The sequence below is a fragment of the Pectobacterium araliae genome (assembly GCF_037076465.1).
In the GTDB taxonomy this organism is placed as follows: domain Bacteria; phylum Pseudomonadota; class Gammaproteobacteria; order Enterobacterales; family Enterobacteriaceae; genus Pectobacterium; species Pectobacterium araliae.
The window spans coordinates 1,453,712-1,474,014 of record NZ_AP028908.1; the positions used below are offsets into that span (position 1 = coordinate 1,453,712).

Consider the following 20,303-nt stretch of genomic DNA (forward strand, 5'->3'; position numbering starts at 1 on the left):
AAGAATATGAAAGGTATTGTATTAGCCGGTGGCTCTGGAACGCGTTTGCATCCTATCACCCGAGGCGTATCTAAACAGCTGTTGCCGATTTATGATAAACCCATGGTGTATTACCCTATTTCTGTTCTGATGTTAGCGGGTATCAAAGATATTTTAATTATTTCTACACCGGAAGATATGCCTTCGTTTAAACGCCTGCTGGGTGATGGTAGCCGTTTTGGTGTCAACTTCAGTTATACCGTCCAGCCGAGTCCTGATGGATTGGCTCAGGCATTTATCTTGGGTGAGGAATTTATTAATGGTGATCGTTGTGCTTTAGTTCTAGGAGATAATATCTATTTTGGTCAAAGCTTCGGTAAAAAGCTGGAAGCTGTATCTGCACGAACGGAAGGTGCGACAGTCTTTGGCTATCAAGTTGTAGATGCCGAACGTTTTGGTGTGGTCGAATTTGATAAAGATAATCGAGCGATTTCTCTGGAAGAAAAACCTCTGAACCCCAAATCCAACTGGGCAGTAACCGGTCTCTATTTCTATGATGATCAGATTGTCGACATGGCTAAACAAGTAAAACCCTCCGCGCGCGGCGAGCTGGAAATTACCACGCTGAATGAAATGTATCTGGAAAAGGGTTTGCTCAATGTTGAGCAATTAGGACGTGGTTTTGCCTGGCTGGATACCGGTACTCATGACAGCCTGATGGAAGCATCGCAGTTTGTTCATACAATTGAAAAGAGACAAGGATTTAAAGTCGCTTGTCTGGAAGAGATTGCCTTGCGTAAGGGGTGGCTGAGTAGAGAGCAGGTTGCTGAAGAGGCAAAAGCTTTGAGCAAAACGAATTATGGGCAATATTTAGCACGCTTGATTGGGGAGAAATAAGATGCAAGTTAAGGATACCCGTATTGAGGGCGTAAAAATCGTTCAGCCAAAGGTTTTTGGCGATGCGCGAGGCTTTTTCCTGGAAACGTTTGAAAAACGTCGCTATCAGGAAATGTTAAATATCGATCTGGATTTTGTGCAGGATAACCACTCCCGTTCCTCAAAAGGCGTATTGCGTGGGTTGCATTTCCAAAGATCAAACCCGCAAGGAAAACTGGTGCGGGTCGTTCGTGGGGAAGTCTTTGACGTCGCAGTCGATATTCGCCCAAATTCACCTACTTACGGTGCCTGGGAAGGGGTGATTCTGTCAGAAGAAAATAAAACCCAATTCTGGATTCCACCGGGATTGGCTCACGGTTTTGTTGTGCTGTCTGACGTTGCGGATTTTGAATACAAATGCACGGATTATTACGATCCGGCAAATGAAGGTTGCCTGCTATGGAACGATCCAGATGTCGGTATTGAATGGCCTGTTACTGCACCTTTGCTTTCTGAAAAAGATAAGTTAGGTACACGCTTTAAGGAGTTGGCGGTATGAAGATTTTACTGACAGGTGCAAACGGTCAGCTCGGTCGTTGTTTTCAGGATCGTCTACCTGCTGACTGGCAGGTATGGGCAACGGACACTGCCGAGTTGGATATTACCGACTATGAGAAGGTACTGACAGCGGTAAAAGCGTTTCAGCCTGATGCCATTGTCAATGCGGCCGCTTACACCGCGGTGGATAAAGCAGAAAGCGAACCGGAGCTGGCTGAATTGGTGAATAAAACCGGTCCTGAGAATCTGGCGTTGGCGGCAAAAGAGGTTGGTGCGCGCCTGGTTCATGTGTCAACGGATTATGTTTTTGATGGTAACGCCACAGTTCCTTATGTTGAAACCGACAAAACCAATCCACTTGGCGTGTACGGTAAGACCAAATTGGACGGCGAGATAGCCGTTTCTCACGTTTTTCCTGATGCCATTATTATCCGTACGGCATGGGTTTTCAGTGAATATGGCAATAACTTTGTGAAAACCATGCTGCGGTTAGCAAAAGAACGTGATGAGCTGAGTATCGTTTCTGACCAGCGCGGTTGCCCGACTTATGCGGGGGATATTGCTCAGGCCATTATTGATTTACTGAATAAAGCGATTATTGGCGAAATATATCATTATTGTGGAGATGAGGAGATATCCTGGTATGGCTTTGCTGAGGTGATTTTTGCCCAAGCTTTAAAAAAAGGGATTTTGGTCAAAACACCAAAAATAAAACCGATCACTACTGAACAATACCCTACGCCAGCTTCACGCCCAGCTTATTCAAGTTTAAACTGTAATAAAATAAAAAAATCAGGAGTAAATCCATCAAATTGGGAGCGAGCTATTTCGGATATAATCTAGTCAAGCTAATCTAATAGCAGAGAAAGATAAAATTCATGAAAAGATTAAATCTGGTTGTTATTGTTACACACAACAGCCAAAAATATATAGACTGGTGTGTGGAGCCTTTAATAAATAATGAACTATGCGATATTATCATAGTCGACTCTGGTTCTTCAGATATTGAATATCTAAAAAAATATGAACCTAATGTTAAAGTGTTATATGAAAATAATATCGGTTTTGCGAAAGCAAATAATGTTGCTTTGCAGGATGTGGAGAGATATAAAAGCGTATTATTTTTAAATCCTGATGCAAGAGTTAAAAGTAAAGAGTATGAAAATCTGATAGCAACTTGCTTTTCAAGCGAAAATGCAAATTTTCATTTTTTTTCTGTACCACTAATAAGTTACGATTTTGATAATAAGAAAGAAAGGTTTTTTTATGACTCACTAGGGATAAAATGTTCTTTTTATGGAAAGTGGGAAGATGTACGGGCTCCCATTAGTGTGGATCTTGATGAAATAACACTTCATGATGCCATTTGTGGTGCTTTTTTCTTGGTGAAAACTGAAGCATTACTTAGATCTCCCAATTCAGCTGGCTTAAACGGTTTTGAAGAAAGTTATTATATGTATAAAGAAGATATAGAGTTATCTTTAAGACTAAAGAAAAATAAATTCAAATCTAAGATAATAACAACAATTACTGCATATCATTGTCGGGGATGGAATAATGATAGAAAAAAAGTTCCTTATTGGGCTAAGTTATATTCCGCAAAAAACGATTTAGATGTGGCTTTAAAATATAAATGGCGTGCAATTCCTTTTTCATTAATGAAGCTTTTATATGTTAAAGTTTATGAAGGGAAACACTCGTGAATATTCTTTATGTTTCACACATTGCTATCGATCATTCAAATGGTGTATGGAAAAAAATAAAAAATCAAGTTAACGCCTTAAAGGGACTTGGGCATAACGTTGATTTCACTTACTTCACATTTTCAAATGGATTAGCATACCTGAGAGATAACGAAGAGGAAATATTTACTATCCCTCATAGATATCTTTATCTTTATTTTTTAAAAAAAAACATATCAAAAAAATATGATGTAATTTATATAAGAAAACCACATGGTGGATTTTACCCCCTATTTATGTCTTCATTCTTAAAAAAAATGAAGAAAATAGGAATTAAAAAAATATATCTCGAAATCCCCACATACCCATTCAAAAATGAAAGTTCTTCTGTTAAAGGAAAAATTTCAGACTTTGTTTTTGATACTGAAATGTTTTTTGCAAAAAAATATTTTGACAAAATATTTACCATCGGAAAAAGAATAGATAAATTATATAACGTGGATACGTGCAATATAATTAATGGTGTCGATCTCGATGAAGTAAATTTGATTTCCAAAGCAAAGAAAAAAAGTAACATTATTAACTTTATTGGTATTGCCAATCTGAGTTACTGGCATGGATATGATAGGCTTATTCGAAGCTTAAAAAATTATCGTGGGAACGATAATATAAATTTCTATATCATAGGTGATACTGAACCTGAACTGTCGCGACTCAAGAAGATTGCTGAAAATGTGGACATTCCGAATAGACATGTTATTTTCCTGGGGAGAAAAACGAACTCTGAAATTAATAGTATAATGTCAAATATGGATATTTGCGTTGATTCCTTGGGGCGACATCGTAGTGGAAACAACTTCAATAGCTCAATCAAATCAAAAGAATATACAGCTATGGGAATGCCCTTCATTCTTAGTCATATAGATGATGCATTTCCTGATGATGTTTTTTTTAAATATCAATGCAGTGCCGATGAAAATATCATTGATATAGATGACATTATTCACTGGTATAAATCGCTGTCAACTAACTTTAATGAAGTTGAGAGAGAGTATGCAAATGAGCATTTTTCTTGGAAAAAAATCTTTAAAAACATTTTATAAATAGAGGCATTCATGAAATATTCATTTGTTATTCTCACTTGGAACCGTTCTCCAATGTTGAAAGTTTGCTTGGAGAATTTGGTGAATTCAATTTATGATAAAAAAAACTCAGAGATAATTATCTATGATAATTCATCTCCGGATGATACATTATCAGTTATTAGTGCTTTTGAACAAAAGTATAAAAGTGATATTAATATAAAATTGGTTAAGGGTAATGAAAATATTGGGTTGCGAGCCTATAAGAAATTATTTTCCCTTGCAATTGGTGATTATATAATAGAAGTCGATGATGATATTTTGGAGTTCCCAAAATCAGTGGATTCCGTTTTTTTTAATTATCTTAGTGTATTTAAAGACTACGGGTATTTAGCATTGGATGTCGTGCAAAATGAGTTTACTACAGGTGCTAAACCATCACTAGATAAATATAAGATTATTAAAAAGAATGGTATGGTTGTAGAGAAAGGACCTACGGGGGGATGGTGTACGGGATTTCGTCGAAAAGACTATCGAAAAATAAAGTTTTTATTTGATTTTTTCGATCACTATAATTTTAAACATGGTGAAGATGGCTTTTTATGTAAGTTATTTAGATTGATCGGTAAGAAAAGTGGCGTTATCTCTGGAGTAAAATGTTTCCATGCAACCGGCCCCCATTACTCTAAAGCTTATGGGTTATTAGATCGGGATATTGAAAAGTATAGCCTGTCCGGTCGAAAAGATTTAGTTGATTGGTATTCATCGAATAAATAAACTTATAATATTTAGTCATCTGCTAAATAGCTTCGCACAATAGTAAATCACAAATTACCAATATTAACGCCTAAGCCACAATCTGATGGTCATTTGCGGATAAAACATCCTGATGCCACAAACTGCCACCAAAGTGGGGCAGTAATATGCAAAAATTTAATTATGGCATCACAACATGGAATTCAATAATAGAGTTAATCTTTGTTGTTAAATATTAATTTAATAAAGATAAACTAACCAGCATTGGTTAGTTAAGCAACTCTCATTAAGTTTTTTGCGATAATTTATTCGTTTATTCCCCAGTTAAGTTAATGGGTTAATATAATATCCGATTATTATCTGAATTGAGTGTCATGATTATATATCCTATTTCGTGATTAATGAGGTTGACTAGAACGCAGAAAACAAAAAATATTATTATACAACTATGGCATTTGGAAATGAAAGTTCATTTGTATTGATAAGAATTTAAGCCAGCTATAACCTGACGAATCCTTTTATAAATAATTGGTGGTGTCAGTTGGTGTTTGAGCTAATATAATGAAGGTGACTCGTGATATTTTTCTTTTTTTCTTTTTTTCTTTATGTATGTGCTATTATAGAAAATAAATTATTGTTTAGGGTTTCAACTTTATTAGTTGGTGGCTATTTTAGCATCACATATGCATATGCCTATGACTGGTTAAATTATTACCAATCTTATTATGCTCTTGAAAATGGTGGTGAACCTTTTTTTGCCGATCTGGCTTTTATTCTTATTATGAAATTGTGCATATTCTTTAATTTGGGATATGGTGGATTCAATCTTATAGTTAATGCTTTTATTTACTTCTTTGTATACACTTTTTGTAAAGACTTAAAAAATCCTACTTTTGCCTTTTTTGCATTGTTTTCTTTTCTTGGTTTCTTTATGTTTACTGAGCAAATTCGGCAAGGGCTTGCTCTTTCAATAATTCTATATGGTTTTTCTAAATATTACTTTACGAGCAAGAAAAAATTCATATTAACAGTATTTATCGCCACTTATTTTCATTTTTCTGCTGTTCTTGCTTTATCTTATTTTTTCATTGTAAATGATAATAGAAAAGGTATGTTGAGGGCGTTTATATTCTCATCGTTATTTTACACGATTTTTATAATTTTATTATTAAATCCAAATATTGTGACTTTTATTAAAATATTACAACAGAAATTTGAAGCATATGGTTCAATGTATAGTGATCTTGATACTGACTTCTTAACTTTCATTTTGCATTCAAAAATGCTCTTTGTTTATTTGTTCTTCTTCCTGTTGTTTTTATTTATCAAAAAACCTATCACTGGGAAATATACCATATACGGTTCGTTATATATGTTAATGTTGACCAGAAGTAGTTCTTTACTCGTTCGCGTCGGGTATTATTTTGTGCCCATATTTATATATTCAATTGATGACTTTATGTATTCATTAAATAGAGGGTTTCGTACGCATTGGGTCAAATTGATAATTTGTACTGTAGTACTTATTGTTTCAACCATTCCTTTATGGACTCCTATGTATATGATTGGCTCTCAATCTAACCTTAATATTTTCTCTACGACAAGTGATATTCACCGAGAAATAGGAAATAAATGTACTGTTTTGCGTGTTAATAGTGATATACGAACCGATGGATGCTTATAGTGTTAGAGACTTGATGAGATAATTATTCCTATTATTGCATATAGGATTATAAATCTGTTACTGGCTTTTAATTGCACTTTTGGATGAATATTCTTAAAAATATAGCTATTATATTAGTCTTTATGATTGAACCAACGCATGCTTTGGTAAATGGTGTGGACGATATTAACGTCAAATATATGGGGTAAAGAAAAGCACTGATTTAGTGGATCACTATTCTTCAGAGAAAATTAAAGATAAAATCTTGGAAAAATTATAATCAAATATTCTCAGGATGCATATCAGTTCGGCGTTACAAGTATTGATACACTTTTCATTGGGAGTGTGACAGAGAATAAAAGTAGATCAGGCGTGCTTTTTGCTATCTAAAATCAGAACATATATTTTTTCTATGAAGGTTCCGATCTCTTTTTCATATACCTCAATTGAACGTGAGAAACAGATTGTTTACGTACCGGACGCTTAATGCGGGTTCTCCGCGTCAGATTGTTACGTTCGATACGCTGGGTGAAAATCTTTCCGGTGAGAGACTTATCCTTTGGCACTTCAAGACGATAGCTGTCTCAGTCGTCGCGGGTTATCATGCCAATAGTGAACAACGGTGTGAGTAACGCCAATAATTCGCGGTAGACTTCATGATACGGGGGCTGAAAGTATACGTCAGGACCCCGCCTGTTTTCTGTTTTGGGGGTATGTGTACCAAAGTCAGTGTTGGAGAGCTTTACTGCCAATAAAACGCAATTGTTCATCAAGCTCGTAGATAAGTGCTACATCGGCATGAGTAACTGGCGAAGACTTGGAGTGAGTTTTTTAATATACGGGCGCCAACATTGAGTGTTCTTGCCGTATCGCGAACACCCGCATCGTTGAAAGCGATGTTAACAATCTGGTCTCTAACGCTGGGATTTCGAGCCTGGTAAGTATAAGTCAGTTGGAATACGCAGTGACATTCACAATACCGGAAACGTTCCTGACCTGACGGTTTTTTGCCATGACTATAAACCAGAGCAGAATCACAACGGGGGTAATGAATATTAATGCTGACCATAAGTCATCTCAAAAGGTCGTATTGTACACCTATTTCTACTAATTGAATGCGTCACCGTTATTTAGAGGAGTTGCTGTGAAAAGTGACATTGTTATATTAGTTGTTTTGTATAACAAAAAAGTTGAAGATTCAACAACAATACGAACACTATGTGAAAATAATTTCAACAACACGACCTTAATAATTCATAATAATGGCCCTCATGTTATCGATTTTCCTATTTGTATTTCTAGAAAAATAGAAGAGAAATTTGATAGTGTAATATTTATTAATACTGTTGAAAACAAGCCATTAAGTTTTCTTTATAACGATATAATAGATAAATATGATCTTGCTAAGAGATTTATTTTTTTCGATGATGATTCGCAGGTAACAGATTCTTTCGTAAGAGCTATCTATGCCGATGGTTATGATATAGAAATGCCAAAAATTATCTCGTTATCCGATAATCTTGTTTATTATCCACAGGCTAATGGTAAGGTTGTCCAAGAGGATGGTGAGCTAAACCCTTTTAATTTATTTACTATTGGTTCTGGGCTGATTATTCATAGGCGTTTAATCAATAAATTTGAAAAACACCAGATTAAGTTATTTGATGAGCATTATGCTTTATATGGTGTTGATTTTAGTTTGTTTCGAAATATATATATCCTATACAAGAAAGGTGAAGCATTTAATTTGATTACATCATCTTTTCTTTATCATTCATTATCGAGAACTGAAGGTAAGGATCCTCCTTTCAGAAAAATGGAACGGTTAATTGATTTTGCTCTTACAGTAAGGTGGTACCCATCTCTTAAATTGTACTTTATTTTCCTTATTAAATGCATGCGTGCTATATTTTTCCTCAGATGGAATGAGGTTTCAGTAATTATTTCTACCTATATCCGAGGTGACCATCCAAGATGTAAAAAATGGTTAAGTGAACATAAAAAATAATTTTTTAATAGATGTCATTTTATTTTAAGAGTTTTTATGAAAAAAAAATGGGTTACTCTTTTTGAAAGATATGAAGATTTTCATTATTGTAAGGATGTCGGGCAAATACCTTTTCATGCAAATAAATGTCTGGGATTTGATACTGAATTATGGCGGAAGGCACTAAAATCCCATCAAGAGAAAAAAGATGGTTTTCTTCTTGTTGATATAGCAACAGAAAATACTGGCACAAAAATATCAATTAAGTTGATTCTTGAAATAATTCGTCATGCGAAAGAAATAGATTATTTTCAACTGTTCCATTTTAGAACTTATACACTTTTATACGCATATATTTATAAGTTTTTTAATAAAAATGGAGTTGTGATTATAAAATGTGATATTGGTGATAGTTTAAAACCATTTGATAATAGCAATTTAATGTTTAAATTTTTAGCGAAAATCGCATTAAGGAAATTAGACTTAGTTTCGGCTGAACATAGTTCTGTTTATAAATTCTTTGAAAAAAAAGGTATTCCTTGTGCTCTTGTACCTAACGGAGTAAGTAACTATTTTTATACTCTGACTGATAACGAAAGTATGAAGAAAGTGGATGTGCCTACTATTATTTTTGTCGGAAAGTGTGGTGATCCCAGAAAAAATGCAGAACTTGCTATAAGTGCTTTTTGTAATCTTCCTAGTAATTTGAATTGGAATGCTTATTTTTTAGGGGGAGAGACTTCTGATTTCAAAATTTACTTTGATAAAAAAGTGGAATTGTATCCCTGGATTAAAGATAAGATCTTTTTTAAGGGGTTTGTAAAGTCTACTCAGAATATAATAGAATTATATAAGAAATCGCATATATTTCTAATGACTTCAAAAGAAGAGGGATATCCTATATCTTTAGTTGAAGCATGTTGGATGAGATGCTTTCCTATTTTGTCACCTGAATCTGGCGGAAAAGATCTAATTGAGAACTCGGCAGGTCAGATCTACAAAGATGAAGATGATTTGACAGCACTACTTGAAAAATCAATAAAAAATATTGAAGAAACTATTGCTCACGGCAATTGTTGTCATGATTATGTTAACAATAATAATGATTGGCGAAAGAATATTATTAAACTTAGTGGTCAACATTCTAAATGAATAAATCAATTCTTGGAACAGCGGCTATCTATACGGTAGGATCAATAATTTCTCAAATATTCACTTTTATTACGCAAGTGGTGTTGATGAAAAATACTTCATTGCATGCCTATGGTTTTTTTGGCATATCTATGGAAGTGTTAATTCTACTTCAAATGGTTGTTGGAAATGCCTTCAGAAATTTCTATTTGCAAAAACTCAGAGTTGGTGATAGAGATGTTAATTCTTTGACTCAGTATCAAATAATAAATGGTAGTTTATATATCTCCTTGTTTAGCTGTATTTTATATTTTTCTTATGGTGTGGATCTATATATTAGCCTGTCTTTAACGATTTCTTTTTTACTGACATCAGTAATACTACCTTTACAAGCGAAATTATTAGTTGAAAATAAACGAATTACCTTGATAATAAAAGATATAATAACTTCTGTTTTGTTGTTAATGACCGTTTTTATAACGGTTGTTTTATTAAAGCTATCTATAAAGTTTGTTGTTGTTATTCAATTGATTCCGTCTCTTATTGTTAGTTTTGCGTATCTTTTTATTTATCAGAAGGATTTTTTTTGCTCTGGAAGATTAAAAAATATTTTTTCTGAAAATTTTAAGCTTGAAAAAGCTCTGCTTGTCTTCATGGGGGTATTTTTAGTCAATTCCTTGCACAATAAGTTAGGCGTTTTTTATATAAAGAATTTTTCAGAACTTTCGTTTTTAGCTCTTTATCTGGCTACATTTAAATTCATAAATCCAACTTTATTCATTCAGTCATCATTAATATCGGCCTATATGCCGAAATTTATTAATGATTTAAATTTTAAATTCGATGTTAAAGTTTTCTTGACCTTTTTTGTTTGCGGAATAACAATCTCTATTGGACTTTTTTTACTTTATCCGTATGTTATTTCTATCCTCGGCTTAGACTCGTACAAAGACTCCTATCCGATAATGAAAATCGGGTGTTGGTACATTACCATCGTGTTTATTTATGGTGTTTTGTCAAACTATATTTCTGTCACTGGTGGACAGAATTATGTGTTGATGACTAATTGCATTGCTCTTTTCCTCTATGCTGTATCGGTATTTTTGCTAGGACACTATGTTTCTTCTTGGCAGTTAGTTCTTCTTGTGACGTATTTGTTCGTGCTTGCGGAAGGGGTGATTAGTATTTTTTATTTTTTTTATATAAGAAAGAAAGGGCTGAAAATAACTCCTTTTTTCTTGATTGCACCTTTGGTAATTATTTTGTTGAACACTTTTATATGCTTTCATGAATATTGATTTAGCAGTTTTATATAATTGAGTGGTAATGTATTTATTTAGTGCATATTGAGTAGGATGTCGAGAGAGACGGTTCACTGGCTGTTACAAAATCTCTTGCGTAACCGAAGTATCATTCTCCTGTGTATATTGATTTGAGATTAAAGTGAATAAATATGAAAATAGCAATAGCAGGTACAGGGTATGTTGGGCTATCTAATGCAATGTTATTATCTCAGCACAATGAGGTTGTGGCATTAGATATTATTGAAAATAAAGTTAGTTTGCTTAATGATAAAAAGTCGCCTATTGCTGACAAAGAAATAGAAGATTTCCTAGAAACTAAAGAGCTTGATTTTCTGGCGACGTCAGATAAAAAACTTGCCTATAAAAATGCTGATTTTGTTATTATTGCTACACCGACTGATTACGATGCCAAAAAAAACTATTTTAATACTAATTCCGTAGAGTCGATTATTCAGGATGTTTTAGAAATTAATCCGCGCGCGGTCATGGTTATAAAATCGACGATTCCTGTTGGCTTCACTCAGCAGGCAAAAACTCGCTTCAATACAGAAAATATTATCTTTTCTCCTGAGTTTCTGCGGGAAGGCAAGGCGCTCTATGACAACTTATATCCATCAAGGGTGGTTATTGGTGAGAACTCTGAACGTGCTAAGACATTCGCTAATTTGTTGTTACAAGGTGCAATTAAAAAAGATGTCCCCGTGCTATACACGGATTCGACAGAGGCTGAAGCCATTAAGCTTTTTGCTAACACCTATTTAGCGATGCGCGTGGCTTACTTTAATGAGTTGGATACTTATGCACAAACTCTGGGTCTTAATAGTAAGCAGATTATTGACGGTGTGGGTTTAGACCCAAGAATTGGCATTCATTACAATAACCCCTCATTTGGCTACGGTGGATATTGTTTGCCTAAGGATACAAAGCAGTTACTCGCTAACTATAATGCCGTGCCAAATAACTTAATTAGCGCAATAGTAGAGGCAAACCGAACGAGGAAGGATTTTATCGCCGACTCCATTATTGAGCGCAATCCTAAAGTCGTGGGAATCTACCGTTTAGTCATGAAAGCAGGGTCGGATAATTTTCGCGCATCCGCCATTCAGGGGGTCATGAAACGGATAAAAGCGAAAGGTATTGAGGTCGTTGTTTATGAGCCAGTTCTAAAAGAGACTGAGTTTTTCCGATCTCGTGTAATCAATGAGCTTTCCGAATTCAAGGCACTCTCTGACGTTATTGTTTCAAACCGTATGGCACCAGAATTATCTGATGTAGCAGAAAAAGTCTATACACGAGATCTCTTTGGTTCGGATTAGGTGTAATCTTAGTGTCATGAGTAGCGTAGTGGCATTACGCTATAGAGGCAGTCAACCATATAAAAACCATCAGATTGAAGAGAGTCAATCCATGACATCATTGAAAGCGATTATCCCTGTAGCAGGTTTAGGGATGAATTTGTTACCGGTGACCAAGGCCATTCCGAAGGAAATGTTGCCGCTGGTTGACCGCCCGGTGATCGAGAAGATCGTCAACGAGTGTGTGAGGGCAGGGATTAAGGAAATTGTTCTGGTAACGCACGCATCGAAAAACGCGATCGAAAATCATTTCGATACTTCGTTTGAACTTGAATCGTTGCTCGAAGAGCGCCAAAAGCGTCAGTTACTGGATGAAGTGCAATCTATTTGTCCAAAAGGTGTGACGATCATGAACGTGCGTCAGGGGGAAACGTTAGGGTTAGGCCATGCGGTGTCCTGTGCGCGCCCGATCGTTGGCGATAGCCCGTTTGTGGTAGTGTTGCCTGATGTGGTATTGGATGAAAGTACGGCCGATCAGACCAAAGAAAACTTGGCGCTGTTGATTTCCCGTTTTGAAGAAACAGGGCGCAGCCAGGTGTTGGTGAAACATCGTCCTTATGAGGTGTTGCCAGAGTATTCTGTCGTTGATTGTGACAAACCGCTGGTGAATCCAGGTGATGCCGCCGCGATTACGTCAATGATTGAAAAACCTGAGGCACCGTCCGAAAAAGGGCCTGATCTCTCTGCTGTTGGGCGTTATGTCTTAACCGCCGATGCCTGGTCATTGCTGGATAAAGCGCTCCCTGGCGCATGGGGACGTATTCAGTTAACGGATGTGATTGCCGATATGATTGCGACCCAGCAAGTTGATGCAGTGCAGATGTCGGGCAAGAACTTTAACTGCGGCCGCAAATTGGGTTATGCACAGGCATTTGTGTCTTATGGATTGCGCAATCCTGAATTCGGTGCCGAATTTAAAGAAAGTATTAAGGCACTACTGAAAAAGTAATACTGAGCGATAACTCGCTGCAAAACCGTAGATCGTTGAATCGTTCTGCGGTTTTTTCTTTTCCCTGCCATATGTTTCGATTGGGTGAGCTTTCACTATCAAACCAATCACTACCCACTCGCGCAAAGCTGAGTTACCATGTCGACCTGTTTTTAAATTGCTTGCAAGGTCGCAGCATGAGGTGTTGTCGCCGTTGCAGGCAGGTTATCCTTCAGACAGGAGTTGCTTTAATGTCCAAACAGCAAATTGGCGTTGTCGGTATGGCGGTGATGGGGCGCAATCTGGCGCTGAACATTGAGAGCCGTGGCTATAGCGTTTCCATCTTTAACCGTTCTTCTGATAAAACCGATGAAGTGGTCGCGGAAAATCCGGGCAAAAAACTGGTGCCTTCTTACACCGTTCAAGAGTTTGTCGAATCCCTGGAAAAACCTCGCCGTATTCTGCTGATGGTAAAGGCTGGCGAAGCAACCGATAAAACGATTGAATCGCTGAAACCTTACCTGGAAAAGGGCGATATTCTGATCGATGGCGGTAATACCTTCTATAAAGATACCATTCGCCGTAACCGCGAGCTGTCCGCTGAAGGGTTTAACTTCATCGGTACTGGCGTATCCGGTGGGGAAGAGGGCGCGCTGAAAGGGCCTTCTATCATGCCGGGTGGTCAGAAAGAAGCTTATGAGCTGGTGGCGCCGATTCTGGAACAGATTGCTGCGCGTGCAGACGGCGAAGCCTGTGTGACCTACATTGGCGCGGATGGTGCAGGTCACTACGTTAAGATGGTGCATAACGGCATCGAATACGGTGACATGCAGCTGATTGCTGAAGCCTATGCATTGCTCAAACAGGCTCTGAATCTGGGCAATGAAGAACTGGCCTCAACGTTCTCTGAGTGGAACAAAGGCGAACTAAGTAGCTATTTGATTGAGATCACTGCTGGCATCTTCACGAAAAAAGATGAAGACGGTAAATACCTGGTTGACGTGATTCTGGATGAAGCAGCTAATAAAGGCACGGGTAAATGGACCAGCCAAAGCTCTCTGGATCTGGGCGAACCACTGTCTTTGATCACGGAATCTGTTTTTGCCCGCTACCTTTCTTCACTGAAAGATCAGCGTGTTGCGGCATCTAAAGTGCTGACAGGCCCGACGGCTCAGCCATTCGGGGGCGATAAAGCGGAGTTCGTTGAGAAAGTGCGCCGTGCGTTGTATCTGGGTAAAATCGTTTCTTATGCTCAGGGCTTCTCACAGCTGAAAGCGGCATCCGACGAGAACAGCTGGGATTTGAACTACGGTGAAATCGCTAAGATCTTCCGCGCTGGCTGTATCATTCGTGCACAGTTCCTGCAAAAAATCACTGATGCATACGATCAGAAAGCAGATATTGCTAACCTGCTGTTGGCACCTTACTTCAAGAAAGTGGCAGACGAATACCAGCAGGCGCTGCGTGACGTGGTTTCTTACGCGGTTCAACAAGGTATTCCAACCCCAACGTTCTCTGCGGCAATTGCCTATTATGACAGCTATCGCTCAGCCGTGTTGCCAGCTAACCTGATTCAGGCTCAGCGCGACTACTTCGGTGCGCATACCTATAAGCGTACAGATAAAGAAGGCGTATTCCATACCGAGTGGCTGGAATAGTCATTTCTTATGCTTAGGTAATGTTTTTTTTAATAAAACGCCAGATTAGGAAATGTCTGGCGTTTTTATATTGCTGAATGAATGCATCGATATCATTAGGATATCTATGACTTTTTTTATGAAATACTGTAAATTTCATTAAAGAAATCTGCTTTTTTACCGAGATCATTACTGTTTATTATATCGGGATCTTGCTATTTTTAACGTTGTTGCAAAAATTGGGCTGTAGTTTTGTTTTCTGGTGTTGCTTATCAGAGTGAGTTTTATCTCATAGAGAGTTTCAGCGCCATTGCATTGTAACCGATTACTGGGGAAGATCCCGGTAGCAGTCAGTAACAAGGTGAATAGCATGTATTTGCCATCGTGCTGACTGGAATGGAGGACGGGGTATGGTCTTTTCGACGGTACTCCACCCTGAAGTACTTCATGTTAAAAAGGAAATCGTAATGAAGAAAACGTTAATCACGCTGGCTGCTGTTCTGGCCATGTCGTCAAACGCGTTTGCTGTTGATGGCGTCTCCAACTCCACCGCTGCGGGCACCACGACCACTGCGGGTGCTGCGGGTGCTGGCGGTGCTGGTTTTGCTGCTGGTACTACTGGTCTGATTGCTGTCGGTGCTGCCGCTGCAATCGGTGTTGCTGTTGCAGTTGCTGTTTCCAGCAACGATGACAGCTCGCCAGCGACGAGCACGTCAACGACTACTCGTACTTAAGTTCGGTGTAACACTAAGGCCACTTCGGTGGCCTTTCTTTTTCCAGGCTGCGCTGTTCAACGAGAACTGCATTTCATGACAAAAATAAAACGAATGGCAAAAGTGAATGCGCTGATTGCCATACCTCTTTTATCGGTTGTGCTGACTGGCTGTTCCCAGAATGTGGAGCAGGTAGGGAAAACGTTCAAACTGGCATTTTTGGGGCAGGATGACACCCATGTGACGGCCAAACAGGTTGCCAATACGCCTTATGCCTCGGCCTATCTGAAAGTGGGGAAGGCTCCACAGGCGTTTGTCGTACTCGCTTTTGTCGAGCAGAATCAGTTGAAATGGATCGGGGCCGATAAAAATATAGTCGCGACCCAACATGGTCGTTTAGTGAAAACACAGGGTTTTGGTGAAGACATTACCAATGTGGATAACCTGCAACAGGATCCCCTGACGCTAGGCCTATTGAAGGCATCGACGCCAATGACATGGCAGAGCCGGGTTGAGTGGGCTCAAGTCTTCCGCGGTGGTTACGAGACCACGTCCGTTTTTCAGGCTCGTGGCAAAGAAACGATAAAAATTCTGGATACCTCGCGTGCGCTGCTGCGTTTTGATGAACGAGTGACTGTCTCCACCTTGAATGAATCTTACACCAATAGCTACTGGCTCGATCCGGCTAACGGAAGTGTGGTGCAAAGCCAGCAGTACATGGGGCCGGGTATGGCATTGGTTACATTCACCGTATTAAAACCCTACGTACAATAAGGGGCTACAATGTTGGCATTCAATCGTATCGCTACCTTGTTGCTGCTGGTTTCCGGCGTCGCGACGGCGGCACAACTGACGGTGAAATCGCCTCAAGAGACAATCGCTGTCGTTAAACTGGACGACGGTACGCGGCTTGACAAATTTTACGAACAGGTTTCCTGGCCACAGAATATTAACTGGCAAACGGCGTTTATCTCTGATTTTGCGACGACACAGAAGGTACGTACGCAAGGGGATGTCTTGCTGCAAAAGCTGGCGGAGCTGGAAACACGCTGGCGCAACTCAGGTGATGGCGATCTGGCGATCTCCGCCTGGCTGCTGAGAAAGTCCATCAGTCCGATCAATGTTGCGGGGCGCATCCGTACCGATCTGGACCCTGACCGTGTACGTGTCTATATCCAGAATAACCGCCCTCTGGTAGGGGAATATGCGCTGTATGTGGCGCCTCATGATGACAGCGTGTCTCTGATTGGTCTGGTGAATACCTCTGCTGATGTTGGCGAGTTGGAAATATCGGGGAAAGTGGCGCTGCGTGCCGGATGGTCGGTTGAAAATTATCTCTCTGGACGACGGTCTCTTGCGGGAGCAGATAGCAGTTACGGCTATCTGATTGGGGGAAATGGCTCGTGGCGTAAAGTACCGCTGGCGCTGTGGAACCGCCAGCATATTGAGCCTGCTGCGGGCGAAACGATTTTTATCGGCTTCGATCCTTCTGTTTTACCTCAGGATATGTCATCACTTAACGATCAGCTTGCTGACTATCTGGCTAACCGGACTCCACTCGAATGACAAAGAACAGAAACGTTAAATTAAGCTGTCTGTCGTTGGCGATTGGCGGCATCCTGAGTGCACAGGCAATGGCGGCAGAGACAGAAAGCAGCCGTGCTGTAACAAATCAGAATCCGCGCTTTCAGCCTGCGGGAGTATCACAGTCTGATTTTGGCGGCACGGGACTGTTGCAGATGCCGACGGCGCGTATGGCGGAAACGGGCGAGTTTAGCCTTAATTATCGCGACAATGAAGAGTATCGACGCTATTCCATATCCCTCCAGCTCTTTGACTGGCTGGAAACGACGGTGCGTTATACCGATATTCGCACTCGTCCTTATAGCAACAATCTGTCCTTTAGTGGTAACCAAACCTATAAAGATAAAGCTTTCGATCTCAAAGCACGCTTATGGCAGGAAAGCTACTGGCTGCCGGATGTGTCGCTGGGGCTGCGCGATATTGCCGGTACGGGGCTGTTTGATAGCGAATATCTGGTGGCCAGTAAGCGTATGGGGCCGTTTGATTTCACGCTTGGCCTTGGCTGGGGAAATATGGCCGAGAGCGGCAATATTAAAAACCCGGCGTGTTCGCTGAAGGATAGCTTCTGCAATCGTACCGAAAGTACAGATACCGGTCAGTTTGAAGTCGGAAACTTCTTCCACGGCTCGGCGGCACTGTTTGGTGGGGTTGAATATCAGACGCCCTGGGATCCATTGCGCCTGAAGCTCGAATATGACGGTAACGATTACAGCCGTGAGGCCGCCGACCGCGAACGCAGCGAGAAAATTAAGCAGGATTCTCCCTTTAATATCGGCGCCGTCTACCGCGTGGGCGATGTGCTGGATACCACACTGTCGTGGCAGCGCGGCAATACCCTGATGTGGGGTTTCACTCTGCGTACTAACTTTAACAGCCTGAAACCGAACTACTTAGACGACGCACCACCGGTCTATGCACCCGTGCAGGATGGTAAAGGCACCAATTGGCAGCTCGTTTCGAAGGAGCTGAGTGATAAGGCCGGGTATAAAGACGCCGATATCTACGCGGATCAAAAACAGGTTACCATTGTTGCCGATCAGACAAAGTATCGTGATAGTGAACAGGCGACGCAGCGTGCGGCTACGGTATTGGCAAACCATGTGCCGGGTAGTATTGATGAATACCACATTGTTCAGCGCAGCCAGCGTTTGCCGATTGCCAGCACGGAAGTGGATGCCAAAGCCTTCCATCAGGTTAAGCAGGCTGCCGTTCCACTGGGTCAACCTGATCCTGAAACGCATCGCAAAGAGCCGATATCCGACATGCGTGGTCAGCAGGTGCTGCTCGCAGAACCCGATCGCCTGACGTATTCATTAGATCCGATGCTGACACAGTCTTTCGGTGGTCCAGAATCTTTCTACATGTATCAGGTCGCACTGAAAGGTAACGTGGACTACCGTCTGAGCGATCACTGGAGCGTAGGTGGAACGGCAACGCTGAATCTAGTGAATAACTATGACAAGTTCAACTATAAAACACCACCGGCGGATGGCGCAGCGCTGCCACGCGTCAGAACCTGGGTGCGTGAATATGTTACCTCTTCGGATCTACTGTTGACCAACCTGCAATTGACTCGTAGGGATAATCCGGCGCAGGACTGGTATACCCAGGTTTACGGCGGCTATCTGGAAATGATGTATGCGGGGGTTGGTTCTGAAGTGCTGTACCGTCCGTTCGGTAAAAGCTGGGCGCTAGGGTTGGATGTCAACTATGCCAAACAGCGTGACTGGAACGATATCATGAGAATGGCCGATTACGATGTGGTGACAGGTCATCTGACGGCGTACTGGGAACTGCCGTTTGTGGAAGGTGCGGTAGCGAAGGTGAGCGTGGGTCGTTATCTGGCAGGGGACAAGGGGGTAACTCTCGATCTGTCTCGCCGCTTTGACAGCGGAATTATTGCCGGTGCCTTTGCGACCAAGACCAACGTCAGCGCCGCTGAATATGGTGAAGGAAGCTTTACCAAAGGCTTCTACGTTTCGATACCGTTTGATCTGCTGTTCACCGAACCGACGGTGAAACGTGGCGCTGTTGGTTGGGTGCCGTTGACGCGAGACGGTGGTCAGATGCTACAGCGTCGCAGCTCGCTGTATGGTCTCACTGAGCATTAATCGATCTTCGTTCGTTTAGGGTGAATCAAGCCCGTCATGGCCGAGTGCCACGACGGGCTTTTTTGTGTGCGTTTGCTTAACAGAGCAATATTGTTACTTAATAACTCATTTGAACTATTTCATTTAGTCATTGTTTGTATCTTAATCATCGGATGCTGAGGATTGCACTTTTAGGGCTTGATTCTTAAGTTGTTTGTAATTTAGTAACTTAATGGCGGGTATCAGCGACAGGCTGAGAGATTTTTAAGAAGAAATGTTTCCTGTGGGTAACGGTTGAAATAGTTTCGTCATGGACGATTCATATGGCGAAACCTATTATCTCCTGCCGCAATCGCAATGGCGAAATAAAAATATTGCCATAGTCGTACTAACAGGAGAATGTAATCCGATGAATTTGCCTATTTCCGCTGTTATCTCGTTAGTGATGAGCTCAGTTTGGTGTGTTCCTCTCTATGCCGCAACGCAGGACAATCCTCTTGGTATCTATCAACTGATTCAGGATAGGATGGTGTTGATGAAAGATGTGGCGGGGTATAAGGCCCGCCAACACCTGCCTGTTGAGGATCTAAAACAAGAGGATCGTATTTTGAGTAATGTGCGGGAGCAATCTGCTGCCGTTGGTTTATCCCCTCAGAGTACCCAGCTGTTTTTTACGTCATTAATGAATTCCAGCAAAGCCATTCAGTATCGTTATATGGCGGACTGGCTTGCGACACCGGAGAGCGACTGGACGCCGCTGTCGTTGAACGGCACGGTCAGGCCCACGTTACTCACGATTGACGACCAACTCTTAGTTAGCATAAAACGTTACCTCTCGGAGGGCGGGCATTTTGCGCCTCAGCAAGAGGACGCTTTTCTTTCTTTTATTAATGTTGAGCATCTGTCACAGAACGACAAACGCCAGATTTATGCGGCATTGAGTCAAATTGAACCAGACAGCAAGTAGCTGAGTGAGGG

General features: G+C 40.4%; 18 protein-coding genes and 1 pseudogene. 18 read left to right on the top strand and 1 reads right to left on the bottom strand.

Annotation, left to right across the window (positions count from 1 at the left end; genetic code table 11):
* The first annotated feature begins 6 nt into the window (after positions 1-6).
* The 7 genes from rfbA to AACH44_RS06530 all read left to right on the top strand — a co-directional run bounded on the left by rfbA (position 7) and on the right by AACH44_RS06530 (position 6,617).
* Positions 7-876, top strand: coding sequence for a glucose-1-phosphate thymidylyltransferase RfbA (gene rfbA, locus AACH44_RS06500; RefSeq protein ID WP_261848922.1), 870 nt, complete (start codon positions 7-9; stop codon positions 874-876).
* A gap of 1 nt (position 877) precedes the next feature.
* Positions 878-1,414 carry a dTDP-4-dehydrorhamnose 3,5-epimerase gene (gene rfbC / locus AACH44_RS06505; protein WP_261848923.1) on the top strand — a complete coding sequence of 179 codons (537 nt, stop codon included), beginning with the start codon at positions 878-880 and terminating at the stop codon, positions 1,412-1,414.
* Entirely contained in the window at positions 1,411-2,256 is an 846-nt protein-coding gene (rfbD, locus tag AACH44_RS06510; protein ID WP_261848924.1) for a dTDP-4-dehydrorhamnose reductase, read from the top strand. The genes rfbC and rfbD overlap by 4 nt, the downstream gene beginning before the upstream one ends.
* Before the next feature lie 35 nt (positions 2,257-2,291).
* Positions 2,292-3,116 (top strand): glycosyltransferase, encoded by an 825-nt coding sequence (locus tag AACH44_RS06515; protein WP_261848925.1) that lies wholly within the window; start codon positions 2,292-2,294, stop codon positions 3,114-3,116.
* Complete coding sequence (locus AACH44_RS06520; RefSeq protein WP_261848926.1) at positions 3,113-4,198, top strand: glycosyltransferase; 1,086 nt, start codon at positions 3,113-3,115, stop codon at positions 4,196-4,198. Before AACH44_RS06515 ends, AACH44_RS06520 begins: the two co-directional genes overlap by 4 nt.
* Before the next feature lie 12 nt (positions 4,199-4,210).
* Positions 4,211-4,954 carry a glycosyltransferase family 2 protein gene (locus AACH44_RS06525; protein WP_338659527.1) on the top strand — a complete coding sequence of 248 codons (744 nt, stop codon included), beginning with the start codon at positions 4,211-4,213 and terminating at the stop codon, positions 4,952-4,954.
* A 553-nt stretch (positions 4,955-5,507) separates the two neighbouring features.
* Entirely contained in the window at positions 5,508-6,617 is a 1,110-nt protein-coding gene (locus tag AACH44_RS06530) for an EpsG family protein (RefSeq protein WP_261848928.1), read from the top strand.
* Positions 6,618-6,962: 345 nt separating this feature from the next.
* On the opposite strand, the pseudogene AACH44_RS06535 reads toward AACH44_RS06530, so the two are convergent.
* Positions 6,963-7,665, bottom strand: a pseudogene (locus tag AACH44_RS06535) (IS1 family transposase).
* A 75-nt stretch (positions 7,666-7,740) separates the two neighbouring features.
* On the opposite strand from AACH44_RS06535, the gene AACH44_RS06540 reads away from it, so the two are divergent.
* The 11 genes from AACH44_RS06540 to AACH44_RS06590 all read left to right on the top strand — a co-directional run bounded on the left by AACH44_RS06540 (position 7,741) and on the right by AACH44_RS06590 (position 20,292).
* Positions 7,741-8,604, top strand: a complete 864-nt coding sequence (locus AACH44_RS06540; RefSeq protein WP_261848929.1) for a glycosyltransferase family 2 protein — start codon at positions 7,741-7,743, stop codon at positions 8,602-8,604.
* Positions 8,605-8,640: 36 nt separating this feature from the next.
* Positions 8,641-9,735 (top strand): glycosyltransferase family 4 protein, encoded by a 1,095-nt coding sequence (locus tag AACH44_RS06545; protein ID WP_261848930.1) that lies wholly within the window; start codon positions 8,641-8,643, stop codon positions 9,733-9,735.
* The gene (locus AACH44_RS06550; RefSeq protein WP_261848931.1) at positions 9,732-11,012 is read left to right on the top strand and encodes a hypothetical protein; all 1,281 of its coding nucleotides are present in this window, start codon (positions 9,732-9,734) and stop codon (positions 11,010-11,012) included. Before AACH44_RS06545 ends, AACH44_RS06550 begins: the two co-directional genes overlap by 4 nt.
* Before the next feature lie 155 nt (positions 11,013-11,167).
* On the top strand, positions 11,168-12,334 hold the full coding sequence (locus AACH44_RS06555; RefSeq protein ID WP_261848932.1) for a nucleotide sugar dehydrogenase: 1,167 nt from the start codon (positions 11,168-11,170) through the stop codon (positions 12,332-12,334).
* A gap of 91 nt (positions 12,335-12,425) precedes the next feature.
* On the top strand, positions 12,426-13,322 hold the full coding sequence (locus AACH44_RS06560; RefSeq protein WP_261848933.1) for a sugar phosphate nucleotidyltransferase: 897 nt from the start codon (positions 12,426-12,428) through the stop codon (positions 13,320-13,322).
* A 230-nt stretch (positions 13,323-13,552) separates the two neighbouring features.
* On the top strand, positions 13,553-14,959 hold the full coding sequence (gene gndA / locus AACH44_RS06565; RefSeq protein ID WP_261849897.1) for an NADP-dependent phosphogluconate dehydrogenase: 1,407 nt from the start codon (positions 13,553-13,555) through the stop codon (positions 14,957-14,959).
* Between the two features lie 446 nt (positions 14,960-15,405).
* Positions 15,406-15,672: a hypothetical protein gene (locus AACH44_RS06570; RefSeq protein ID WP_261849898.1), complete on the top strand. Its 267-nt coding sequence runs from the start codon at positions 15,406-15,408 to the stop codon at positions 15,670-15,672.
* Between the two features lie 75 nt (positions 15,673-15,747).
* Entirely contained in the window at positions 15,748-16,425 is a 678-nt protein-coding gene (locus AACH44_RS06575) for a YjbF family lipoprotein (RefSeq protein ID WP_261849899.1), read from the top strand.
* Positions 16,426-16,434: 9 nt separating this feature from the next.
* Complete coding sequence (locus AACH44_RS06580; protein ID WP_261849900.1) at positions 16,435-17,217, top strand: capsule biosynthesis GfcC family protein; 783 nt, start codon at positions 16,435-16,437, stop codon at positions 17,215-17,217.
* Positions 17,214-19,346 carry a YjbH domain-containing protein gene (locus tag AACH44_RS06585; RefSeq protein ID WP_338659528.1) on the top strand — a complete coding sequence of 711 codons (2,133 nt, stop codon included), beginning with the start codon at positions 17,214-17,216 and terminating at the stop codon, positions 19,344-19,346. The genes AACH44_RS06580 and AACH44_RS06585 overlap by 4 nt, the downstream gene beginning before the upstream one ends.
* 289 nt (positions 19,347-19,635) lie before the next feature.
* Positions 19,636-20,292 carry a chorismate mutase gene (locus tag AACH44_RS06590; protein ID WP_261849902.1) on the top strand — a complete coding sequence of 219 codons (657 nt, stop codon included), beginning with the start codon at positions 19,636-19,638 and terminating at the stop codon, positions 20,290-20,292.
* The last annotated feature ends 11 nt before the right edge of the window (positions 20,293-20,303 follow it).